This is a genomic window from Paenibacillus sp. RS8 (genome assembly GCF_041956825.1).
Lineage (GTDB): Bacteria > Bacillota > Bacilli > Paenibacillales > Paenibacillaceae > Paenibacillus_AQ.
The window spans coordinates 3,754,548-3,773,977 of sequence record NZ_CP168131.1 but is presented as its reverse complement, the minus strand read 5'-3'; the positions used below and the strand labels follow the sequence as shown (position 1 = coordinate 3,773,977).

Here is a 19,430-nt window from a genome sequence, read left to right as displayed (position 1 = left end):
GTTATGTCCTTTATGTGTCCACAAAAAACTCCCCCTGTCATGAGCTATACAGCTCTAGCAGGAGGAGTTCATTTTATCCTTGATCACCCGGAACAATACGTTACAAATTTCAATAGGTTATTCTTTATCCTCATCTTGTTCTGAAGAGTTTTCTTCATCCTCGGCACGCGGTTCATGATGAATATTAATTCTGGTAATCCGCAGTCTCGTCGATTCCTCAACTTCAAAAACAACATCCTCAACCTTCACTCGTTTTCCCTTGCTTGGATTCCCTTCCAGCTCCTTAAACAACCAGCCTCCGATAGAATCCACTTCATCATCCTCGATCACTACACCTGTAAGATCGTTGACATCTTCAATCAACATCCGGCCCTCAACAGAAATATACTCTCCGTTGCGTTCCACACTAGGACGCTCATCTTCGAATTCGTCATGCAGATCGCCTACGATTTCTTCCAGAATTTCTTCTGCTGTCAGTAGACCAGCTGTACCTCCGTATTCATCGACAACCAGCGTTAGCTGAGCTTTGTTCTTCTGCATAAATCGCAGAGTATGGCTAATCTCCATCGACTCCGGTACGTTAAGGATCGGTCGTACCAGCGTCGTAAGATCATTCTGCTGCTCAGGTGGAGCAAACAGCAGGTCGGTAATATGAATAAAACCAATAATACGGTCCTTATCTTCAAAAGCAACCGGATATCGTGAATGTCTCGTTTCGGTAATAATCTTCATATTTTCTTCGAGCGAAAGATTGCTGTACAGCACATCCATATCCGTACGAGGCAACATGACTTCACGAGCGAGTAGATCAGAGAACTCAAAGATGTTATCCATCAGCTTCATCTCATCTTTATCAATGACACCACTCTTAGCACTCTGATTCATCAGGATGCGAATTTCCTCTTCAGAGTGGGCGGCCTCACTCTCATTTGCAGGCTCAACACCCACTAAACGAAGCAATGCGTTCGCCGATGCATTCAGTACCCAGATAAATGGCATGAACAAATTATAGAAGAACATCAGAGGAGCCGAGAGCAATAAAGCGGACCCTTCTGTTCTTTGAATGGCAAGTGATTTCGGTGCAAGCTCACCAAGTACAATATGTAAAAATGTAATAATCGAAAATCCGATAACGACAGAGACGGTAGAAATCAGAGTACCATCGGTAATTCCCATCTTATACATTAACGGCTCGACGAGCAGCTCCGAAATGGCCGGCTCACCGACCCAACCTAACCCCAGCGACGCAAGTGTAATCCCAAACTGGGTGGCAGATAAGTACGAATCCAGCTTCTTATTTACCTTGAGCGCATATCCTGCCATTTTATTGCCTTCACTGACAAGTTGGGTCAGACGAGACTGCCTGACCTTAACTAATGAGAACTCCGCTGCTACAAAAATACCGTTCAATAATACGAGCACCAGAACAAGCAAAAGATTAAGCATTAATCTCCCTACTTCAAATTCCGTATGCACCACTTTAACAACGCCTCGTTTCTACAGATTAATCGCTTTTCTAGTTTTGAAATCAACTTCCGGATAATACATATCCGCTACTAACAGATTAGGTCCGCAACAACCTGCTGCATCGCAGTAACAGTTCACCTTCTGGTTCAGCGGATGCTTGGTCTGCCAATCGATAAATATATCATCCAGTTTTTGGTTGTCTATATTGCCAAAGGCTGCGATATCAGCGAAATCTGTAACAAAAACATCTCCAGTAAACATATTTACGTTCACACGATTCCGGCCATCCGGATCATTACGAAGTGTAACATTCTTCTCTGCACGCATTCTTCTTAATAACTTCTGATCTTCCTCTAGGAAGCTGCAAGCAAAAAACGGAAGCGTGCCGAATAGCATCCATACCTCTGGATCACGCTGGTCCAATAACGAATGGATCGCTGTCCGCATTTCATTCAAAGATAACACTGGCAGAGCGGAAGCAAAGCTCGAATTGTACATCGGATGAACCTCATGCCGTTTTGCTCCCATGTCGAGAATCAGCTTATGAATTTCAGGCAACTTAGTGTGGGTACGGTAATTAATCATAGTTTCCGCAGAAATTAACATACCATCCTCACTTAGTTGGCGAGAGTTCTCAATCATTGTATTATATAGCCGGTAAGCGGCTTCCTTGGCAACCGCATGACCACTGTTCGCAAAACCGACTTCATGAAAATCGTCACCGTTCACATAATTAAATGAAATATGCATAACATCCAGATACGGAAGCAGCTTCTCATAACGGGAATACGGCATCGTCAGATTTGAATTAATTTGTGATCTGATTCCCCGCTCCTTGGCGTATTTTAACAATGGTACAATGACATTATCCACCGTTCCGGCGCGGAACATGGGCTCACCGCCCGTAATACTAATGGTCTCGAGATGCTCAACTTCCTCTAAACGGTCCAGCATATTCTTAAGCGGTAGCATATCTCCTTCTTTGGAGGTTAAACTATCACCTACAGCACAGTGCTCACAACGCATGTTGCATAAATTGGTTACAGTGAATTCCACACTCGTTAGCACATGGCGGCCATGCTTACGTAGAGAAGTGATTGGATCCCATGGATCGTAACTTGGCGACAGCTCCCTCGGTGAAGATGTTAATGGTCTAAAAACATTCATTTGTACTAGCTCCTTTAAATCTTATTCCTATTATTAACCCAAAATCATGAAGAAAGAACGATGACTTACCCTATATCATACCACGATAGTCAAAAAAACTGCACTTTTGATGTCTTTCTGGCTCTCTTTACTTGCTTCACATTTCAAAAAAATAAAAGCAGCGAGACGAAAAATAGGCTTCCGACATATCTTCGGACAAGCCTAATCTTCTCTCCACGCTGCTATAAATTATCAATTTGGCGTTCCTAGAGAATCACCTTGTTCTGCGACGTCAACTATAACAACGGAGAGGGCTTTACTCAGATCTCGTTCAAACGGTACGACTTTCTCTCCTTCAGGACCCGTAATCACACGTACGGTGGGTCTATGAGGCGTACTTGGATCTATTTTGACCACAACCCCGCTCTCCCCCGTGCTGAGCTTCACCGTAAGACCCAGCGGATAGATAGCTACGCGATCTCTAAACAACTCTAAATGCTTCTGCTCATACAAAGTACCGGAACCAACATAAAGTGCCTCTACGGCTTGATGTGGCAGCATAGCCTTTTTGTAGACTCTATTGGAAGTCATGGCATCGTAGGAGTCCGCTACACCCAGCCACTTGGCATATTCATGGATTTGGGGTCCAGTTAATCCGCGAGGATATCCTGAACCGTCAATGCGTTCATGATGCTGCAAGGCACAATGTGCTGCGAGCAGCGGGATATTCGGCTCCTCCTTTAGAATCTGAAACCCGATCTCAGTATGAGCCTGCATATGGCGGAATTCTTCATCACTGAGCCTGCCGGGTTTCTGTACGATTTTTATCGGGATTTGTGTCTTTCCAATATCATGCAGCAGTGCACCTAGCCCAATTACTCGAAGTTCTTCTTTACTATACCCGTGAGCAATGCCTAGCACCAAAGTGTACAAGCAGACATTCAGGGAATGGACATATAAGTAGTTATCAGCAGTGTGCATATCCATCAGCATGATCATCGGATCTTCTTGTAAAGACATATCGTCTAAAATGTTGTCCATGATCCTAGAAAATTTTTTGTCCAAATGATACAGACCCTTAGTAATTCCTGAAGCCCCGGACATTTGCTGAAATTGATTACGAATCACCTTTAGGGCTTGATTGCGCGTCTCATCCTGGAGTATACCAGTAATCACAATATCGTCCGTGACAGAATCCTCTATGTAGATATAGCCGATATCAATTCTAGCGAGACGCTTGATCAATGCATCCGTAAGCTCCACCCCGTCCGCGAGTAGAGTTAGACCTTCATCATTATATATTTTTTTACCTAATTTCATGCCTGCTTGAAGTTGATTCACGGATACTAAACGCACTAAACTCACTCCTGCCTTTAACGGTAAAATGCTATTCTGTATTGAAATCCTTGGGTCACACGCTTTGTCTATACCGTTTCTTTGGAAATTCAGACAGGTGTACCTTAAAGAAAATCAGATGTGTCCAGGTCTATGCCACGGGCATTAACGCATAATAAACAACCAGAATACAGCAGCAAGAATAAATCGATAAATCGCGAAATGCGTTAATCGAATCTTTTGAATCCATTTCATAAACAAAATGACTACTAAATATGCCACTACAAAGGAAATCAGAAATCCAATTACAAAATAACCAATCGTCTCACTTGTGAAGTTTTTATACGAATCGAGCAGTTCATACCCGGAAGCCGCACACATAATAGGAATCGCTATGAGGAAGGAAAAATCCGCAGAAGCCTTATAGCTGACTCCGCTTAACATCCCCCCAGAAATCGTAGACCCGGAACGGGAGAAGCCCGGCCAAAGTACCGAAATAATCTGATACAATCCAATCGCCAGCGCCTGTCCATAAGACAAATCATCCAGTTCGTGGGCAGTAATACGTATTTTGCGTCTGTTCACCCATTCTGCAACAATCATTAGAATCCCTCCGGCGACAAGCGCCCAGAGTACAGTCGAAGCTCCAAAGAGGCTTTTGATAAAGTCGCGGGCAAAAAATGCCACAGCAAGTGCTGGGGCAATTCCAAGAATCACATGAATTAAGTTCAGACGGGCTGCCGGCATAACGCCTCCTCTGCCTGAACTACTACGTCCAATCCCTAGCAAATTGAGCACTCGCTTGCGGTAAACAAGTGCAATCGCCAAAATCGCCCCTAGTTGAATTACAATTTCATAAGTCTTCATAATCGAATCTTGCTCAGCGAAACCTAATAGCTTCGTAGTCAAGATCATGTGTCCGGTCGAAGATACAGGAATAAATTCTGTGATCCCTTCGACAATTGCTAAAATAATAGCTGTAATCGTGTCCATAACGTCCTCCTATTTTTGGGAATCTAGCACTGTTAAATGGAGTCTATAAGTGTAGATTATGAGCTGTCGGCCTTATTCAGACTTAGCCTCCCAGCGAGTGAGCATGCATTCATCGAGACTGTTTGGACGCTGTAACTCCATCCTTAAGAGATCGCGCAAAAAATGAGGCAATAGAAACAACGCATCCTTCCCATTCGCGATCGTCTCATAGCCGGCTCTGAAAGTAAACATGTCTAGCGTACCAACATTATACTCTCTTTCATCCTCCAGCGGGTTTCCTTCGACAAAAACTGCAACACTCTTATCATACGGTATCATCCGTGGGTCGTACAAGATTTTTAATCCATCTACTGCCAAACTGCCCAGATGATTCCCTCGGAATCCGTACCCGTAAATGACCTTATTATAAAACTCCTCTGTAAGACTCTGTTCCAAAGCTGTGCGAATATCTATACCCTTCAGCTTAATGATGCAAGTATTGATGGGAGAAGGACATAGTGCGTGCAGCATCCCAGTCGTAACCTCGCCTTCCGGCAATGGTCCTAGTAACTGACCCGTGTTGACTAATGACAGACTAGTTCCTGTAAATCTACGTACAGCTTGTGCCAAAAGATTGCCAAAGGGAGACTCTCCCCGCAAGCTCAAAGGAAGCTCACGGTCAGTAATCGCAGCGGTCGTCTGAAGAGATTCTTGGCCATGCTTCAAATGAATAGCCACTGCAGGACCTATAACCTCCTCCTTCAGAAGGGGGTCAATAGGAATACATTCACCCAGCACTAATCTGAAATCAGACTGAGGATCTAGTCGCTCAAATTGAAGACGCCCGAGATACCGACCGAATTTCCCGGCACCGCATACAGCAGTCCCATTAATCATAATAGGCTCCTCTAACAGATGATGCGTATGTCCACCAAGAATGGCATGAATGCCCTCTAGCCGCTCTGCCAACATTTTATCCGTAGGAAGTCCAAGATGAGATAGAACGATTAATATATCCACCTGTGGTGCTAAAAGTAGGCATTGCTCCCGGAGCGCTGTCTCAGGATCTAAAGCATCCCAGCCCAAAAGGGAATAGAACGAAGTAAATGCCGCTGTTGCTCCGGTCACACCTATTCTAATTCCATCCTTCTCCAAGATCGCATGACGCTGCATCCAGCTTGGTGGCTCCCCAGTCGAAGACTCCACAAAATTACAGCATACTACCGGACACTGTAACCCGGAAAAAATGGATGACAACATCTCCTGAGAGAACGTAAGTCCCTCATTATTGCCAATGGTTACAGCATCATATCCTGTTAAGTTTAATACGTCGATGTTAGCCTGACCCATAGTGCCTTCTGTCTCGACAGCTGCACGATCCATATGATCACCAATATCCAGCAGCAGTACAGGCTCTTCTCCCGCTGCAGCCCTTTGTGCGGCGATTTCCGCTGCCACCGGACTTACCATCTCAAAATGGCTATGTATATCATTGGTATGAAGTATGGTCAGTCTTTGCGGCACATGCCCCATAAGCTACATTCCCCCTACCCTAGAGCTGCTCTTTAATGAAGCAGTCGGTGCGTGATCTTACAGAGCCTAGCATAACATTTTCAGACACATTATGGTATATTGAAGACATCAGAACATACATCAGAGGAGAATAAAAATGCATATTACTATCCGACTATTCGCGGGTCTGGCTGAGACCATCGGCTCTTCTTCTCTGTCCTTCCAAACGACTGAGATTCCCTTAACTGCCGGCAAGCTAAAGGAGCTTCTATCCGTCTCTTATCCGGCTGCAGCATCCCAAATTGAGGCTTCTTTAATTGCCATTGACCGGGAATATGCTCCTGATGATTCTATCATCACAGCGTCTTCCGAAGTCGCACTTATTCCTCCAGTTTCCGGGGGTGAGAACGGCACTATATATGAAACTACTACTGATGGTCTCTATATCATAACGGACCAGCCTTTAAATGCGGAGAAGCTTCTAGATGCCGTTCTTGACGTCAATCACGGTGCATCCTTATTATTTATCGGTACGACACGTGAAATGACCGGAGAACAACGGACAACTGCACTTCATTATGATGCCTATATCCCTATGGCCTTAAGTAAGCTGGAGGAGATTGGCATAGAGGTCAAGAACCGCTGGAACGCAAACTGCGCCATATCTCACCGCATTGGGCTTGTAGGTTTAAAGGAAGCAAGTGTTATCATTGCCGTCTCCACCCCCCATCGCGATACCTGCTACGAAGCCAGTCGCTTTGCCATTGAACGATTGAAACAGACGGTTCCCGTTTGGAAAAAAGACATTAATGAATCGGGCCAACATTGGGTGAACTCTGATCAAAAAGCTAACGATACAATCCACAAATAATCTTTTCTCCTTTTTGATTGAAAAATCTGAACTTTGTTGATATTCTGGATAAAATCGGATAAAAGGTGGCATAGGCATTGAGAGTACACGTCTCGGATCTAAAACCTGGTAATCACCTTAACGCGGACGCGTATAGTTCTAGGGGTTTACATGTATTACCAAAGGGATCACTGCTCCAAATAAATGATATCGCCAAGCTGATGCAGCTTGGAGTTGATTATGTTGATATCGAGACGTTAGAAGAAGAGGTATCCCCCCTCAGCAGACCTTCAATCATTCAGACGGTGACCACTAGTTTTGATACTATGATTGACGGCTTCGAGTCTCTTTATATGGAAGCGTTATTAAAAGGAAGCTTCAACCAATCCGTGGTAAACGACATTCTTCAGCCTTCGCTTCAAACTTTGGACAAGCATAAAGATGTAGTGTCACTCCTGCTTTTGCTGGATCGGGAAGATAACTATACCTATAATCACTCCCTTCAGGTAGGCATGCTCTCTTATTATATTGCGATATGGCTTGGTTATTCCAAACAAGAATGTTATGAAATTGGTCGTGCAGGATATTTGATTGATATTGGAAAATGCCGAATTTCACCCTCCCTGTTGAATAAACCAGGTAAGCTAACGCCAGATGAGTTCGAGGAAATTAAACTACATACTAAGTACGGCTACGAAATCATACGTAATTCCATGGACGATTCTTACACAGCTTTGGCTGCTCTCCAGCATCATGAGCGTGAGGATGGCTCTGGCTATCCGAGCGGTCTAACCAAAACCGATATTCATCCTTATGCACAAATTGCAGCTGTAGCTGATATCTATAGTGCGATGACTTCTAAACGAGTCTATCAGTCGAAGCAAGAGCTGATTTCCGTCCTGCGTGAAATAAACAATCTAAGTTTTGGTAAACTGAGCGCTAAAACCGTTCAAGCCTTTATCCAGCATTTAATGCCCAACTTCATCGGCAAGCGTGTGTTGCTGAATACAGGTGATATTGGCGTAATTATTATGAACAATCTGGTCGATATTTTCCGTCCACTGGTACAGGTTGACGGAATGTTCGTGGATTTATCCCGTGAGCGTAACGTTGCGATTGTAGAGATTTACATGGACTAGGGTGCTTCATTCTTCCTCAAAGCTATCTTTTAATCCATGATCCCCCATTTTTTCGGGGGATTTTTTCTGTTGTATTTTTTGCAATTAAAAATAAGAAATTCTTTAGAAACACATTTTTCTGATACTGTTGCACAAAGTGCAGCAGATATTATTTGGTGAGCGGGAGAAATGTTTTCTACTGTAGATACTGCAATGGATGATTGAATTACAATTTACTTGGCTAGACTAATATGTGGCTTAACTATTTCCAGGAGGTAAAAGAGTATGCTTCCAGTCCATGAACGTCTTGCCGAGCTCTTCACTCTAAGTCGTCTACGCCAGCTTACAGCCTCCGAAGAAACGGAACAACAGCAATGCCTTCAGGTGAATGCCACTTACTGTTGGGAGATGGCCCGACTACAGAATGAAATACTGTTAGCAGAACAAACAACGGATACACACTGGCATCAGGATATTTGTGCCCAAATGTTTGAGCTACGTGTAACGGGTAGGCTGCCCAAACGCCCGAAATAATTGAATCTACGATATATAAAACAGCCCATTCCTCATTTGCTTTCGCAAAGGGAATGGGCTGTTGTTCTGAGCTATAGGAAGCGGAATTGCGCTTCTATCAAGCCGTTATACACACCATCACGTGACGTCAGTTCTCGGTGGGTTCCTTCTTCTTTGATTTCACCGTGATCCAGAACGACGATTTTATCCGCATGGCGGATGGTAGATAGTCTATGGGCTACGATAAAGGAGGTCCGGCCCTGAAGTAAGATTTTGAGTGCCTCCTGAATCTTAAGCTCCGTCTCTGTATCGATACTGGCTGTAGCTTCATCAAGGATCAGAATCCTTGGATTCGCCAATAGTGCGCGGGCAAAGGAGAGCAGCTGACGCTGTCCCATGGACAAGGCGCTGCCGCGTTCTTCTACCTCAGTCTCATATCCTCCTGGAAGCTTCATAATAAAGTCATGGGCATCTACTGCTTTTGCAGCATTTTCCACTTCTTCATCGGTAGCATCCAGTCGACCAAACCGGATATTATCGCGAATCGTTCCTGAGAAAATAAAGGTATCCTGCAGCACGATTCCGATCTGCCTTCTCAGACTGTCCAGTGTGACTTCACGGATATCTTCACCGTCAATCGTAATTCGTCCGCTCTTAATATCATAGAACCGGCCAATCAGGTTAATAATCGTACTTTTCCCTGAGCCAGTATGACCCACAAGCGCGATCGATTGCCCCGCTTTTACATCCAGATCGATGCCTTTTAAAGCCGCACGACCTTTTTCATATTCAAAGACAACCTTATTAAAGTTAATATCTCCACGAATCGTGTTTAATGGCTTAGCCCCTGGATTATCTTGAACCGAAGGCTGCTCATCCAAGTATTCAAAGATCCGTTCCGAGGAAGCCATCGCTACAAGCAACTGATTATACATCTGCCCCAAACGGTTAATCGGGTCCCAGAAGTTGCTGACATAAGAGCTGAATGCGACCAGCATACCGACTGTTAGTTCACCGGATTGGATCAGATAAGCTCCTAACCAAAAGAGGATCATCGTTCCAAAACCACCAGTGATCTCGATCATCGGCCCGAAAGCTTGGTTCATCGCAGATGCTTTATTCCAGGACTTTTTGCTGTCTGTATTCATAAAATCGAAATAATTCATATTTTCACGTTCTTGCGTATAAGCCTGTGTGACTCTGATCCCCTGAATCGATTCATTCAAGTGAGAATTAATTCTGGAGTTCTTCATCCGCACATCCTGCCAAGCGATCCGAATCTTCTGACGCAGCTTAGTAGAAATAAAGAACATGATCGGAACCGTAACCATTACTGCAAGACCAAGTTTCCAGTTGATCAATAACAGAATTATGGTAATTCCAAGAAGCTGCACACAGTCAATCATTAGATTGACTACCCCGTTCGTGAACAAATCCTGCAGTGAGTTGATATCATTCGTCACACGGACTAATACCGAGCCAGCTGGACGTTTATCGAAGAAGTTAAAAGAGAGCTTCTGGATATGCTTGAACAAATCAGAACGCAAGTCATAAATGACTCTTTGTCCAATGATGTTCGTGTACTTAATTCGGTATACACCTGCAATCCATTGAATGAGATATAAGACAATCACACCTGCCGTAAGCGAATAAAGAAGTGTTAAGCTGGGATTCCCAACCTTAGGTGCTATGGCACGGTCGATAGCTAAACTTGTCAAGAAAGGAACGGTCAGCTTCGTAATGGTTCCCAGAATCATCATGATAGAAACCAGTGGAAGCATCTGTTTGGCGTAAGGCTTCATATAGCTGAATAATCTGGTGAACTGCTTCCAGTCAAACGCTTTGTCGATAACATCATCATCTTTATACACGAAACGTTCATCAAGTGTCTGCTGCTCGGCTGCTTTACGCTTTGCTCCCGTAGCGGTGTTCTGTTTGGCTTCAAGTTTCATATGCCTCACTCCTCCCCTCTTCCGGTAGCTCTGGCCAGATAGTCAGCATATTGTATCCGGTATACATCTTGGTATGGACCCGGAACTTCAATTAGCTCTTGATGGGTACCACGCTGCTGAACACGACCTTCATTCATGACAATGATTTGGTCAGCATGTCGCAAGGAGGATATCCGATGGGCGATAATAAGTGTTGTACGCCCATTCATGACCTCTTGGAAACCAGCTTGAATCTCATGCTCTGTTTCCATATCGACGGCACTAGTTGCATCATCGAGAATAAGAATACGTGGATTCTTAAGCAATGCTCTTGCGATGGCAATCCGCTGCTTCTGTCCACCAGAGAGCCCCATTCCGCGTTCGCCCACTACAGTGTCATAACCGTCTTCCATCTCCATAATGAAATCATGCGCCTTAGCCAACTGCGCAGCACGGATAATCTCTTCCATGCTTACATTTTTCAAGCCATAAGAAATATTGTTGCGGATGGACGAGGAGAACAGGAATGTTTCCTGGAATACAGTGGCAATCTGTGACCGCAGGCTGCGCACATTGTATTCTCTAATATCAATGCCATCCAGCGTAATACTACCTTCATTAACATCATAAGCACGCATCATCAGTTGAGTAATTGTAGATTTACCTGAACCTGTGCCTCCAAGAAATCCAATAATTTCACCTGATTTAGCTTCAAAATGAATATCAGTAACCGCAGGCAATTTGTTCCCATATGCAAATGTCACGTGATTAAAGGCAACATCCCCCTTAACCTCTGAAGATACCAGTTCACGAGCATTCTCTTTATCCTTCACATCAATATTCTGATTAAGTACTTCTAATACACGTTCTCCCGATGCCTTGGACTGTGTATAGTTATTAATATGGAATCCAAGACCCCACATCGGTCCAATGATATACCAAATCAAGCTGAAAAAGGCAACCAGTTCACCTAGTGACATTTTCCCCTTGATAACTAACGTCCCGCCAACTCCAAGCAGAATAGCTGCACTGATTGAAGCTAAAAACTCCATCGCCGGGAAAAACTTACTCCAGAGCTCTGCCGCAAAAATCTGATTATTCTTATAACGTTCATTACGGTGTGAGAATTTCTCTACCTCGTGAGCCTCTCTGGCAAACGATTTAACTGTACGCACACCGGTAATATTCTCTTGTACAGCCGTTGTCAGAGAACTGAGCGCAAGACGCATCTCTTGAAAGGCTGGGTGAATCTTCGATTCAAATTTTAATGCTATAAACGCCAGAATTGGCATCGTAATCAGAGTTACTAAGGTTAGCTGCCAATTGAGCGAGAACATCATAATTGAACCAAAAAACACCATAAAAAACACATTGAGCAGCTGAGCAAAACCAAAACCGATAAAGTTCCGGATCGCTTCCAAATCCCCGGTCAGCCGGGACATCAGATCTCCTGTTTTCGCGGTATCATAATAACGGAAAGATAGAAATTGCAATTTCTCATAACAAGCGTTACGCAGCCGGTATGCTAGAAAATTACCTAACCGTCCTCCAAAAAAACCATGTGCAAATTGCAGACATGCTTTTACAATTACTACCGCTAACACACTAAGGGCTAACACGGGTACCTCATCAAACTTTAGGGGTACAATTACATCATCGATCAGTCTTCTTAACAAATTGGGGGTAATTAGCCCCACTGCAGTTGCGGCGGCCAAGCATACAATCGAAAGAATTAAATAGTGCAGCTTCTCTCGGTAATAGCCTCGCAGTTGCCTGAGAACATCCATATCTCTCCTCCTTAGAGCTTTACGAAGTAAAGCGGCTTCGTAAGCATTGGCTTAGAGCTTTACGTAGTAAAGCTATTTTTTAGCGCTTACAATTTTAGTGACTTTAAGCAGTGTATCATCCCTAATTTAAAGCGGCAAAGGGTAGATTTGAGCGTTTATCCTGTTATTTCGGAAAAAAGACCCATATATAGGTGATAAACGACCATCATTGTCTTAAAATACTCGAGTTTCCTCCTTAATGCTGTTGAATTAAGAAAGATCATGATCCTTGTCAAGATCAGGTCCCTCAAAGAAAGCCTTTATCAGGTTTTTTACATAAAATTTGGATTAAATCCTATCGATAGAAAAATTCCCTCCGATTCCCAAATGAACCAGTCTTGTTGGATTAAATACAAATGACCTACAAGAAGGACACTCTTTTTCAAAGTGTTTAACTTGTAGGTCACATTTGGGCGCCCCTGCAGTAACTATTCTATTGGAAAATAAAGATCCATGTATTCCGAACCGTTGATCTCCAGTTTCTCTTCCAGCCAGAAGCGTTCCTGATCACAAGAGGTTTTGTAGCCTCTGCTGTTTACCCATCCGGCAAGCTTTTTCCATCCTAGCGGAATACGCTCAAAAGGGTCAATCATCGGCTCGGTAATCCGCAGGATTGCATATTTACAGTCCTCAACATCTTTAAATTTAAGCCCCGATTCAAGGTGATAAGGCTTTTCTTCTACAACCACCCAATATTCGTAGCCCCGTAGCCCTTCCTCTTGATCCTCATCACTAACAGGAATATCAAAACCAAATTGTCTTGCATCTGTCTTAATTCCAGACTTCTTAGCCCATTCAGTGACAAAGTTAATGACCTCATCTTCAGGATTATCACTGACCCTTACCCCACTCACTACCTTCATTGCGCCCAAGCTGCCTATCGTAACGTCACTTAAATAGTCCACTTTAATTCCTCCGCGTAATTGGTTTATTTGTTCATTTAGCAGCGGTTTTGGTGGCAAGGCATATCTTACATTTCTGCAACTACTGGGTACTTGACCGAACTCCTGCTGAAAGGCTCTACTAAATGATCTCTCTGAGCTATAGCCGTAGTCCAGCGCAATGTCCAGAATTCTTCTGCCATTAATGACATCAACCATCGCATAACCCAACCGTCTCCTGCGAACATATTCCATTAGAGTGACATCAAGGTGGATACCAAAGATCCGATGAAAATGAAATTTGGAGAACCCTGACCGCTGCGCACATTCCTCAATGGAAATCGGACCTTTTAGATTTTCTTCGATGTAATCAATAGTTTCCTGCAAACATTCTAGATAACCCAGCTTCTTCACTTCCTCGTTGCAACGATTGATTTTATTATAATCTTAACCTCCGTCCAGGACAGGACATTTCTTGCTGCTTCCATAAGCTTACTGTTCATTGACTAAATTTTGACACAAAAAAAATACGTATCCGAGTGACTTGAGCATAAAAGACTCAAGACCACTGCGAATACGTATTTGATATTAACTATTAGAGTGAAGCCGATACCCCTTGATAAATAAGGTTAACCGATACTTCCTTCCATTTCGAATTTGATTAAACGGTTCATTTCGACCGCATATTCCATCGGCAGTTCTTTCGTGAACGGCTCGATGAAGCCCATAACGATCATTTGAGTCGCTTCAGCTTCTGTGAGGCCGCGGCTCATCAAGTAGAACAGCTGCTCCTCAGAAACTTTAGACACGGTCGCTTCGTGCTCAAGCACGATGTTATCGTTCATAATTTCATTGTAAGGAATAGTATCCGAAGTGGATTCGTTATCCAAAATGAGCGTATCACATTTGATGTTCGATTTCGCACCTTCTGCCTGACGGCCGAAGGAAGCAAGACCACGATAAGTTACTTTACCGCCGTGCTTACTGATCGATTTCGAGACAATAGTGGATGTTGTGTCTGGAGCCAGATGGATCATCTTGGCACCTGCATCCTGATGCTGGTTTTTACCCGCTACCGCAATGGACAGTACTGAACCTTTAGCGCCACGGCCTTTAAGAACCACCGCAGGGTATTTCATAGTCAGCTTGGAACCGATGTTGCCATCGACCCATTCCATCGTAGCATTCTCTTCTGCAACCGCACGTTTAGTAACGAGGTTGTAGATATTTGGAGCCCAGTTCTGGATTGTAGTATAACGAACGCGAGCGTTCTTCATACACAGGATTTCAACAACTGCACTATGCAGGGAGTTCGTGCTGTAGATTGGAGCTGTACATCCTTCTACATAATGCACAAAGCTGTCTTCGTCCGCTAAGATCAAAGTACGCTCAAATTGTCCCATGTTCTCGGAGTTAATACGGAAGTAAGCCTGCAAAGGAACCTCGCATTTCACACCCTTAGGAACATAGATGAAGCTTCCGCCTGACCAAACGGCACTGTTAAGTGCAGCAAACTTGTTGTCAGCAGGTGGAATGATCGTTCCGAAGAACTTCTTGAACAATTCCGGATGTTCACGAAGTGCAGTGTCGGTATCTGTAAAAATTACCCCTTGATCTTCAAGGCTCTTCTGCATGCTGTGGTATACAACCTCAGATTCATATTGTGCCGAGACACCAGCGAGGAATTTTTGTTCCGCTTCTGGGATACCCAGTTTATCAAAGGTTTCTTTAATTTCAGAAGGTACTTCTTCCCAAGTCTTTCCTTGCTTCTCGGAAGGTCTTACATAATACTGGATATCATCGAAATCGAGATCATCCAAGTTGCCGCCCCATTTTGGCATCGGCATTTTGTAAAATTGCTCTAGAGATTTTAAGCGGAAGTCAAGCATCCACTGTGGTTCATTTTTGATTGCTGAAATTTCTTTAACAATTTCGGCCGTCAAACCTTTACCAGACTGGAATATCGACTTATGCTCATCACGGAACCCGTACTGGTATTCTTCCATATCAGGCGCTTTCTTAGCCATGGTGTCAGCCTCCTTGTTCTACTGTTATTTATGTTGCTCTTCTTCGTCAATTCCTTTACGAAGCGCGTTCCAAGCCAGTGTAGCGCATTTGATCCGCGCAGGGAATTTATTCACACCCGATAGGGCTTCAATATCTTCATAATCTCCAAAATCCACGTCTTCACCCTTCATCAGTAAGGAGAAGTTATCGGCTAGTTCAAGTGCACGTTCAACCGTCTGTCCTTTGATCGCTTCAGTCATCATCGAAGCCGACGACATACTGATCGAACAACCTTCACCGTTATAACGGGCATCTTTTACAATTCCATCTTCTACCTTAAGCTGAAGTGTAATACGGTCACCACAAGTTGGGTTATTCAGTTCAATTTTCAGAGCATCATCTTCAAATGAACCACGATTCCGAGGACTTTTATAATGATCCATAATTACGCGTCTGTACAAGTCATCCAAGTTCATAGCCGAAGTACTCCTTTGTCTTGATTAAAGCGTCCACCAGTCGATCTACATCCTGCTCTGTATTATACAGGTAAAAGCTCGCCCGTGCTGTAGAGCTAGCTTCCAGCCAGCGCATCAGCGGCTGACAGCAGTGATGGCCAGCACGGATGGCAATGCCCTCCGCATCTAACACTGTAGCGACATCATGCGGGTGAACGTCACCCAGATTAAAAGTAACAACGCCAACTTCACGACTCATGGGACCATAAATGGTCAAGCCATCAATTTCAGATAGACGCTGCTCTGCGTATGCTGCAAGCTTCTTCTCATGGCTGTGAATCTCATCCATACCGATTTCCTGTAAGAAATCTACGGCTGCACCTAATCCAACAGCACCAGCAATGATCGGTGTACCTCCCTCAAACTTCCAAGGGAGTTCTTTCCATGTCGATTCATAGAGACCTACATCATCAATCATTTCGCCACCAAACTCAACAGGCTCCATGGCTTCGAGTAGTGCTCTTTTGCCGTACAAAGCTCCAATTCCAGTCGGTGCTAGCATTTTATGTCCGGAAAGTGCATAGAAATCACAATCCAGATCTTGCATATCGACCTTCATATGAGGCGTGCTCTGTGCACCGTCTACGACAATGACCGCACCGTGACGATGAGCAATAGCCGCAAGCTCTTTAATCGGATGTGTAACTCCCATAACGTTAGATACATAAGCGATAGCAACGATCTTGGTTTTATCCGTAATCGTCTTCTCAGCATCTTCAAGTGTAATCGTTCCGTCGGGCTGCAACGGTATATATTTTAATGTAGCACCTGTCTTCTTAGCTAGCTGCTGCCAAGGAATCAAATTACTATGATGTTCCATCAGAGTGATGACAATTTCGTCGCCTTCACCCACTGCAGATGGCCCGTAAGAAGAGGCTACAAGATTTAGAGCAGTGGTCGTACCGCGCGTAAAGATAATTTCTTTAGTGCTGCGGGCGTTAATAAACTTAGCTAGCTTCTCCCGGGCTCCCTCGTAGGCATCTGTTGCACGGCTGCCTAGAGTATGAACGCCACGGTGAACGTTGGCGTTATCCCACTCATAATACGACTTGACCGCCTCAATCACTTGGCGAGGCTTCTGTGAAGTAGCAGCACTGTCTAGATAGACTAGTGGATGCCCGTTCACATTTTGGTTCAGTATGGGAAATTGCTCCCGGATGGCGTTGCTAATCATTGACCTAACTTCCTTTCCACAAGAGATTGGAGCTGATTGCGCAGTCCCTCTAGTGGAATTTGCGACACAACAGGAGCCAAGAAGCCATAGATGATCAGAGTTTCTGCATCATGCCGTGTAATTCCGCGGGACATCAGGTAAAAGACTTGCTCGTGATTGACCTGTCCTACGGAAGCGGCATGGCCTGCTGTAACATCATCTTCATCAATCAGCAGGATCGGATTGGCGTCACCACGGGCTTTTGGACTCAGCATCAATACTTTCTCCGTTTGCTGACCGTCGGCTCTTGTAGCACCTTTCTCGATCTTGGTAATTCCGTTAATGATAGAAGTAGCATTATCACGCATAACCGCACGAGTGATCATGTCACTTGGGGTATTTTTGCCGAAATGCTGAACTTGAGTAGTGTAATTCAGTTTCTGTGATCCCGTACCTACAGCAATTACTTTAGCATCCGAGCTAGAGCCATTGCCTTTCAGTACAGACTTGGTATCACTTGCTGTATCACCATAGTTCATCTCACCAACAATCCATTCGATGGTTCCGTCATTCTCAACAACAGCACGGCGGTAAGTTACATCTGTTGTATCTACGCCCAGCTGATGTACTGTAGCATAACGAACTTTAGCACCTGCACCCACGAATACTTCTACAGCACCATTGTGCAATCCAGCTTCCTCTTTATCCGACACGTAGTTGTCTACGTATGTCAGGGAACTGTTAGTATCCGCTACAATCAGAATGTGAGGAACAAATGAAGCTTCCGCATCATCTGTTAAGAGCACCGCCTGAAGTGGAGTTTCAACCACTACATTCTTAGGAACATAGAGGAATACTCCACCGTTCCACAATGCTGCATGAAGCGCAGCGATAGAATGCTCGTCAGGCTGAATTGCCTTATGCAAGTAACGTTGTACCAAATCTCCGTGCTCTTTAACAGCCGTTTGCAAATCGGTAAAAATAACACCTTGTGCTGCAAGCTCAGGAGCCAGTCGTGTATATACTGCACCAGAGTTACGTTGAATAATCAGACTGCCTTCTTCCTGATCCTTGATCAAGGAGGAAATGGAAGCAGGTGCATCCTTCAGTGAAGCAATAGGTTCGCTTGCTTTGTAGCTACCATAATTGTTCACGTTCCAACGATCAATCCGTGTCTTCTCTAATTTAGGCAGTGTCAGAGTAGCTGCCAGTTCAAGTGCTTTCAAGCGGCTTTCTTTCAGCCAACCCGGTTCGCCGCTACTATGCGATAATTCGCTCAAGCGCTCGGCATCCACCGGAAGAATGGTCTGTGTCGTCATAAGTGTTCTCCTCCTTCCTGGCGTTTCTTACGCTTCTTGCCCTACTGTTTCGTCTTCAATTCCAAGTTCCTCTTTAATCCACTCATAGCCTTCAGCTTCCAGACGTTGTGCAAGCTCAGGACCGCCGGATTTCACAATTCTGCCCTGCATCATAACATGTACAAAATCAGGTTTGATGTAGTTCAAGAGACGTTGATAGTGGGTAATAACTAGGAAGCCGCGATCTTCACTCCGCATGGAGTTTACGCCTTCAGCTACAATTTTCAAAGCATCAATATCAAGACCAGAGTCAATTTCGTCCAGAATCACGATTTTTGGATCTAGCATCATCATTTGAAGAATTTCGTTACGTTTCTTCTCACCACCGGAGAAGCCTTCGTTCAGGTAACGGTGTAGAAACTCAGGATTCATGTCCAGTTCCTTCATCTTCGCTTCCATAAGACGGATAAAACGAATCAAAGAGATTTCGCTTCCCTCTTCACGACGGGCATTAATGGCAGAGCGCAAGAAATCGGAGTTCGTTACCCCGGAAATTTCACTCGGATACTGCATAGCAAGGAATAGACCTGCACGTGCGCGTTCATCAACCGCCATCTCCAGAAGGTCTTCACCTTCAAGTGTTGCCGTTCCTTCAGTTACTTCATATTTAGGGTGACCCATAAGTGCGGATGCCAAGGTACTTTTACCTGTACCGTTTGGTCCCATAATGGCGTGAATTTCGCCACCTTTCATTTGAAGGTTAATCCCCTTCAAAATCTCTTTTCCCTCAATCGTCGCTTTAAGTCCCTCAATGACAAAATCTGCTGCCATAATATTATTCCCTCCATTGATCGATTTGCGAAATCAAAAGTTGTATTGAAACAGGATGATCCTGATTCCCAGCAC

16 protein-coding genes are annotated in these 19,430 nt (G+C 44.3%); 3 read left to right on the top strand and 13 right to left on the bottom strand.

Features of this window, described 5'->3' with window-relative positions; all coding sequences use genetic code 11:
* Window positions 1–117: 117 nt before the first annotated feature.
* From ACDZ28_RS18045 to ACDZ28_RS18025, 5 genes are all read right to left on the bottom strand, one after another.
* The gene (locus ACDZ28_RS18045; RefSeq protein WP_341115857.1) at window positions 118–1,446 is read right to left on the bottom strand and encodes a hemolysin family protein; all 1,329 of its coding nucleotides are present in this window, start codon (window positions 1,444–1,446) and stop codon (window positions 118–120) included.
* A gap of 51 nt (window positions 1,447–1,497) precedes the next feature.
* A complete protein-coding gene (gene yfkAB, locus ACDZ28_RS18040) occupies window positions 1,498–2,634 on the bottom strand; it encodes a radical SAM/CxCxxxxC motif protein YfkAB (protein ID WP_375102418.1) in 1,137 nt (378 codons plus the stop codon).
* Between the two features lie 231 nt (window positions 2,635–2,865).
* Window positions 2,866–3,969 (bottom strand): HD-GYP domain-containing protein, encoded by a 1,104-nt coding sequence (locus ACDZ28_RS18035; RefSeq protein WP_375102417.1) that lies wholly within the window; start codon window positions 3,967–3,969, stop codon window positions 2,866–2,868.
* A 144-nt stretch (window positions 3,970–4,113) separates the two neighbouring features.
* Window positions 4,114–4,941 carry an undecaprenyl-diphosphate phosphatase gene (locus tag ACDZ28_RS18030; RefSeq protein ID WP_042125875.1) on the bottom strand — a complete coding sequence of 276 codons (828 nt, stop codon included), beginning with the start codon at window positions 4,939–4,941 and terminating at the stop codon, window positions 4,114–4,116.
* A gap of 72 nt (window positions 4,942–5,013) precedes the next feature.
* Entirely contained in the window at window positions 5,014–6,453 is a 1,440-nt protein-coding gene (locus ACDZ28_RS18025; protein WP_375102416.1) for a bifunctional metallophosphatase/5'-nucleotidase, read from the bottom strand.
* Between the two features lie 136 nt (window positions 6,454–6,589).
* On the opposite strand from ACDZ28_RS18025, the gene ACDZ28_RS18020 reads away from it, so the two are divergent.
* From ACDZ28_RS18020 to ACDZ28_RS18010, 3 genes are all read left to right on the top strand, one after another.
* Window positions 6,590–7,303: a molybdenum cofactor biosynthesis protein MoaE gene (locus ACDZ28_RS18020; RefSeq protein WP_375102415.1), complete on the top strand. Its 714-nt coding sequence runs from the start codon at window positions 6,590–6,592 to the stop codon at window positions 7,301–7,303.
* A gap of 77 nt (window positions 7,304–7,380) precedes the next feature.
* Window positions 7,381–8,421 (top strand): HD-GYP domain-containing protein, encoded by a 1,041-nt coding sequence (locus ACDZ28_RS18015; RefSeq protein WP_341111618.1) that lies wholly within the window; start codon window positions 7,381–7,383, stop codon window positions 8,419–8,421.
* 264 nt (window positions 8,422–8,685) lie between these two features.
* Complete coding sequence (locus ACDZ28_RS18010; protein ID WP_042125867.1) at window positions 8,686–8,934, top strand: hypothetical protein; 249 nt, start codon at window positions 8,686–8,688, stop codon at window positions 8,932–8,934.
* Window positions 8,935–9,005: 71 nt separating this feature from the next.
* Here ACDZ28_RS18010 and ACDZ28_RS18005 read toward each other — a convergent pair whose 3' ends face one another.
* From ACDZ28_RS18005 to sufC, 8 genes are all read right to left on the bottom strand, one after another.
* A complete protein-coding gene (locus ACDZ28_RS18005; RefSeq protein ID WP_375102414.1) occupies window positions 9,006–10,865 on the bottom strand; it encodes an ABC transporter ATP-binding protein in 1,860 nt (619 codons plus the stop codon).
* Window positions 10,866–10,870: 5 nt separating this feature from the next.
* Window positions 10,871–12,631 (bottom strand): ABC transporter ATP-binding protein, encoded by a 1,761-nt coding sequence (locus ACDZ28_RS18000; RefSeq protein WP_042125863.1) that lies wholly within the window; start codon window positions 12,629–12,631, stop codon window positions 10,871–10,873.
* 467 nt (window positions 12,632–13,098) lie between these two features.
* Window positions 13,099–13,965, bottom strand: coding sequence for a helix-turn-helix domain-containing protein (locus tag ACDZ28_RS17995; RefSeq protein WP_231574103.1), 867 nt, complete (start codon window positions 13,963–13,965; stop codon window positions 13,099–13,101).
* Window positions 13,966–14,180: 215 nt separating this feature from the next.
* Window positions 14,181–15,578, bottom strand: a complete 1,398-nt coding sequence (gene sufB / locus ACDZ28_RS17990; RefSeq protein WP_042125862.1) for a Fe-S cluster assembly protein SufB — start codon at window positions 15,576–15,578, stop codon at window positions 14,181–14,183.
* Between the two features lie 24 nt (window positions 15,579–15,602).
* On the bottom strand, window positions 15,603–16,034 hold the full coding sequence (gene sufU / locus ACDZ28_RS17985; protein ID WP_036684339.1) for a Fe-S cluster assembly sulfur transfer protein SufU: 432 nt from the start codon (window positions 16,032–16,034) through the stop codon (window positions 15,603–15,605).
* The gene (locus ACDZ28_RS17980) at window positions 16,021–17,247 is read right to left on the bottom strand and encodes a cysteine desulfurase (protein ID WP_042125858.1); all 1,227 of its coding nucleotides are present in this window, start codon (window positions 17,245–17,247) and stop codon (window positions 16,021–16,023) included. Before ACDZ28_RS17980 ends, sufU begins: the two co-directional genes overlap by 14 nt.
* Window positions 17,244–18,545, bottom strand: coding sequence for a Fe-S cluster assembly protein SufD (gene sufD / locus ACDZ28_RS17975; RefSeq protein ID WP_375102413.1), 1,302 nt, complete (start codon window positions 18,543–18,545; stop codon window positions 17,244–17,246). Before sufD ends, ACDZ28_RS17980 begins: the two co-directional genes overlap by 4 nt.
* 27 nt (window positions 18,546–18,572) lie before the next feature.
* The gene (gene sufC, locus ACDZ28_RS17970; RefSeq protein ID WP_042125854.1) at window positions 18,573–19,355 is read right to left on the bottom strand and encodes a Fe-S cluster assembly ATPase SufC; all 783 of its coding nucleotides are present in this window, start codon (window positions 19,353–19,355) and stop codon (window positions 18,573–18,575) included.
* Between the last annotated feature and the right edge of the window lie 75 nt (window positions 19,356–19,430).

What these genes read in the sequence shown, in the direction of transcription:
- yfkAB (WP_375102418.1), bottom strand. Translation starts at nt 2,634, where the DNA reads ATGAATGTTTTTAGACCATTAACATCTTCACCGAGGGAGCTGTCGCCA.
- ACDZ28_RS18020 (WP_375102415.1), top strand. Translation starts at nt 6,590, where the DNA reads ATGCATATTACTATCCGACTATTCGCGGGTCTGGCTGAGACCATCGGC.
- ACDZ28_RS18010 (WP_042125867.1), top strand. Translation starts at nt 8,686, where the DNA reads ATGCTTCCAGTCCATGAACGTCTTGCCGAGCTCTTCACTCTAAGTCGT.
- sufB (WP_042125862.1), bottom strand. Translation starts at nt 15,578, where the DNA reads ATGGCTAAGAAAGCGCCTGATATGGAAGAATACCAGTACGGGTTCCGT.
- ACDZ28_RS18045 (WP_341115857.1), bottom strand. Translation starts at nt 1,446, where the DNA reads ATGCTTAATCTTTTGCTTGTTCTGGTGCTCGTATTATTGAACGGTATT.
- ACDZ28_RS18000 (WP_042125863.1), bottom strand. Translation starts at nt 12,631, where the DNA reads ATGGATGTTCTCAGGCAACTGCGAGGCTATTACCGAGAGAAGCTGCAC.
- sufU (WP_036684339.1), bottom strand. Translation starts at nt 16,034, where the DNA reads ATGAACTTGGATGACTTGTACAGACGCGTAATTATGGATCATTATAAA.
- ACDZ28_RS18025 (WP_375102416.1), bottom strand. Translation starts at nt 6,453, where the DNA reads ATGGGGCATGTGCCGCAAAGACTGACCATACTTCATACCAATGATATA.
- ACDZ28_RS18030 (WP_042125875.1), bottom strand. Translation starts at nt 4,941, where the DNA reads ATGGACACGATTACAGCTATTATTTTAGCAATTGTCGAAGGGATCACA.
- ACDZ28_RS17980 (WP_042125858.1), bottom strand. Translation starts at nt 17,247, where the DNA reads ATGATTAGCAACGCCATCCGGGAGCAATTTCCCATACTGAACCAAAAT.
- ACDZ28_RS18005 (WP_375102414.1), bottom strand. Translation starts at nt 10,865, where the DNA reads ATGAAACTTGAAGCCAAACAGAACACCGCTACGGGAGCAAAGCGTAAA.
- sufC (WP_042125854.1), bottom strand. Translation starts at nt 19,355, where the DNA reads ATGGCAGCAGATTTTGTCATTGAGGGACTTAAAGCGACGATTGAGGGA.
- sufD (WP_375102413.1), bottom strand. Translation starts at nt 18,545, where the DNA reads ATGACGACACAGACCATTCTTCCGGTGGATGCCGAGCGCTTGAGCGAA.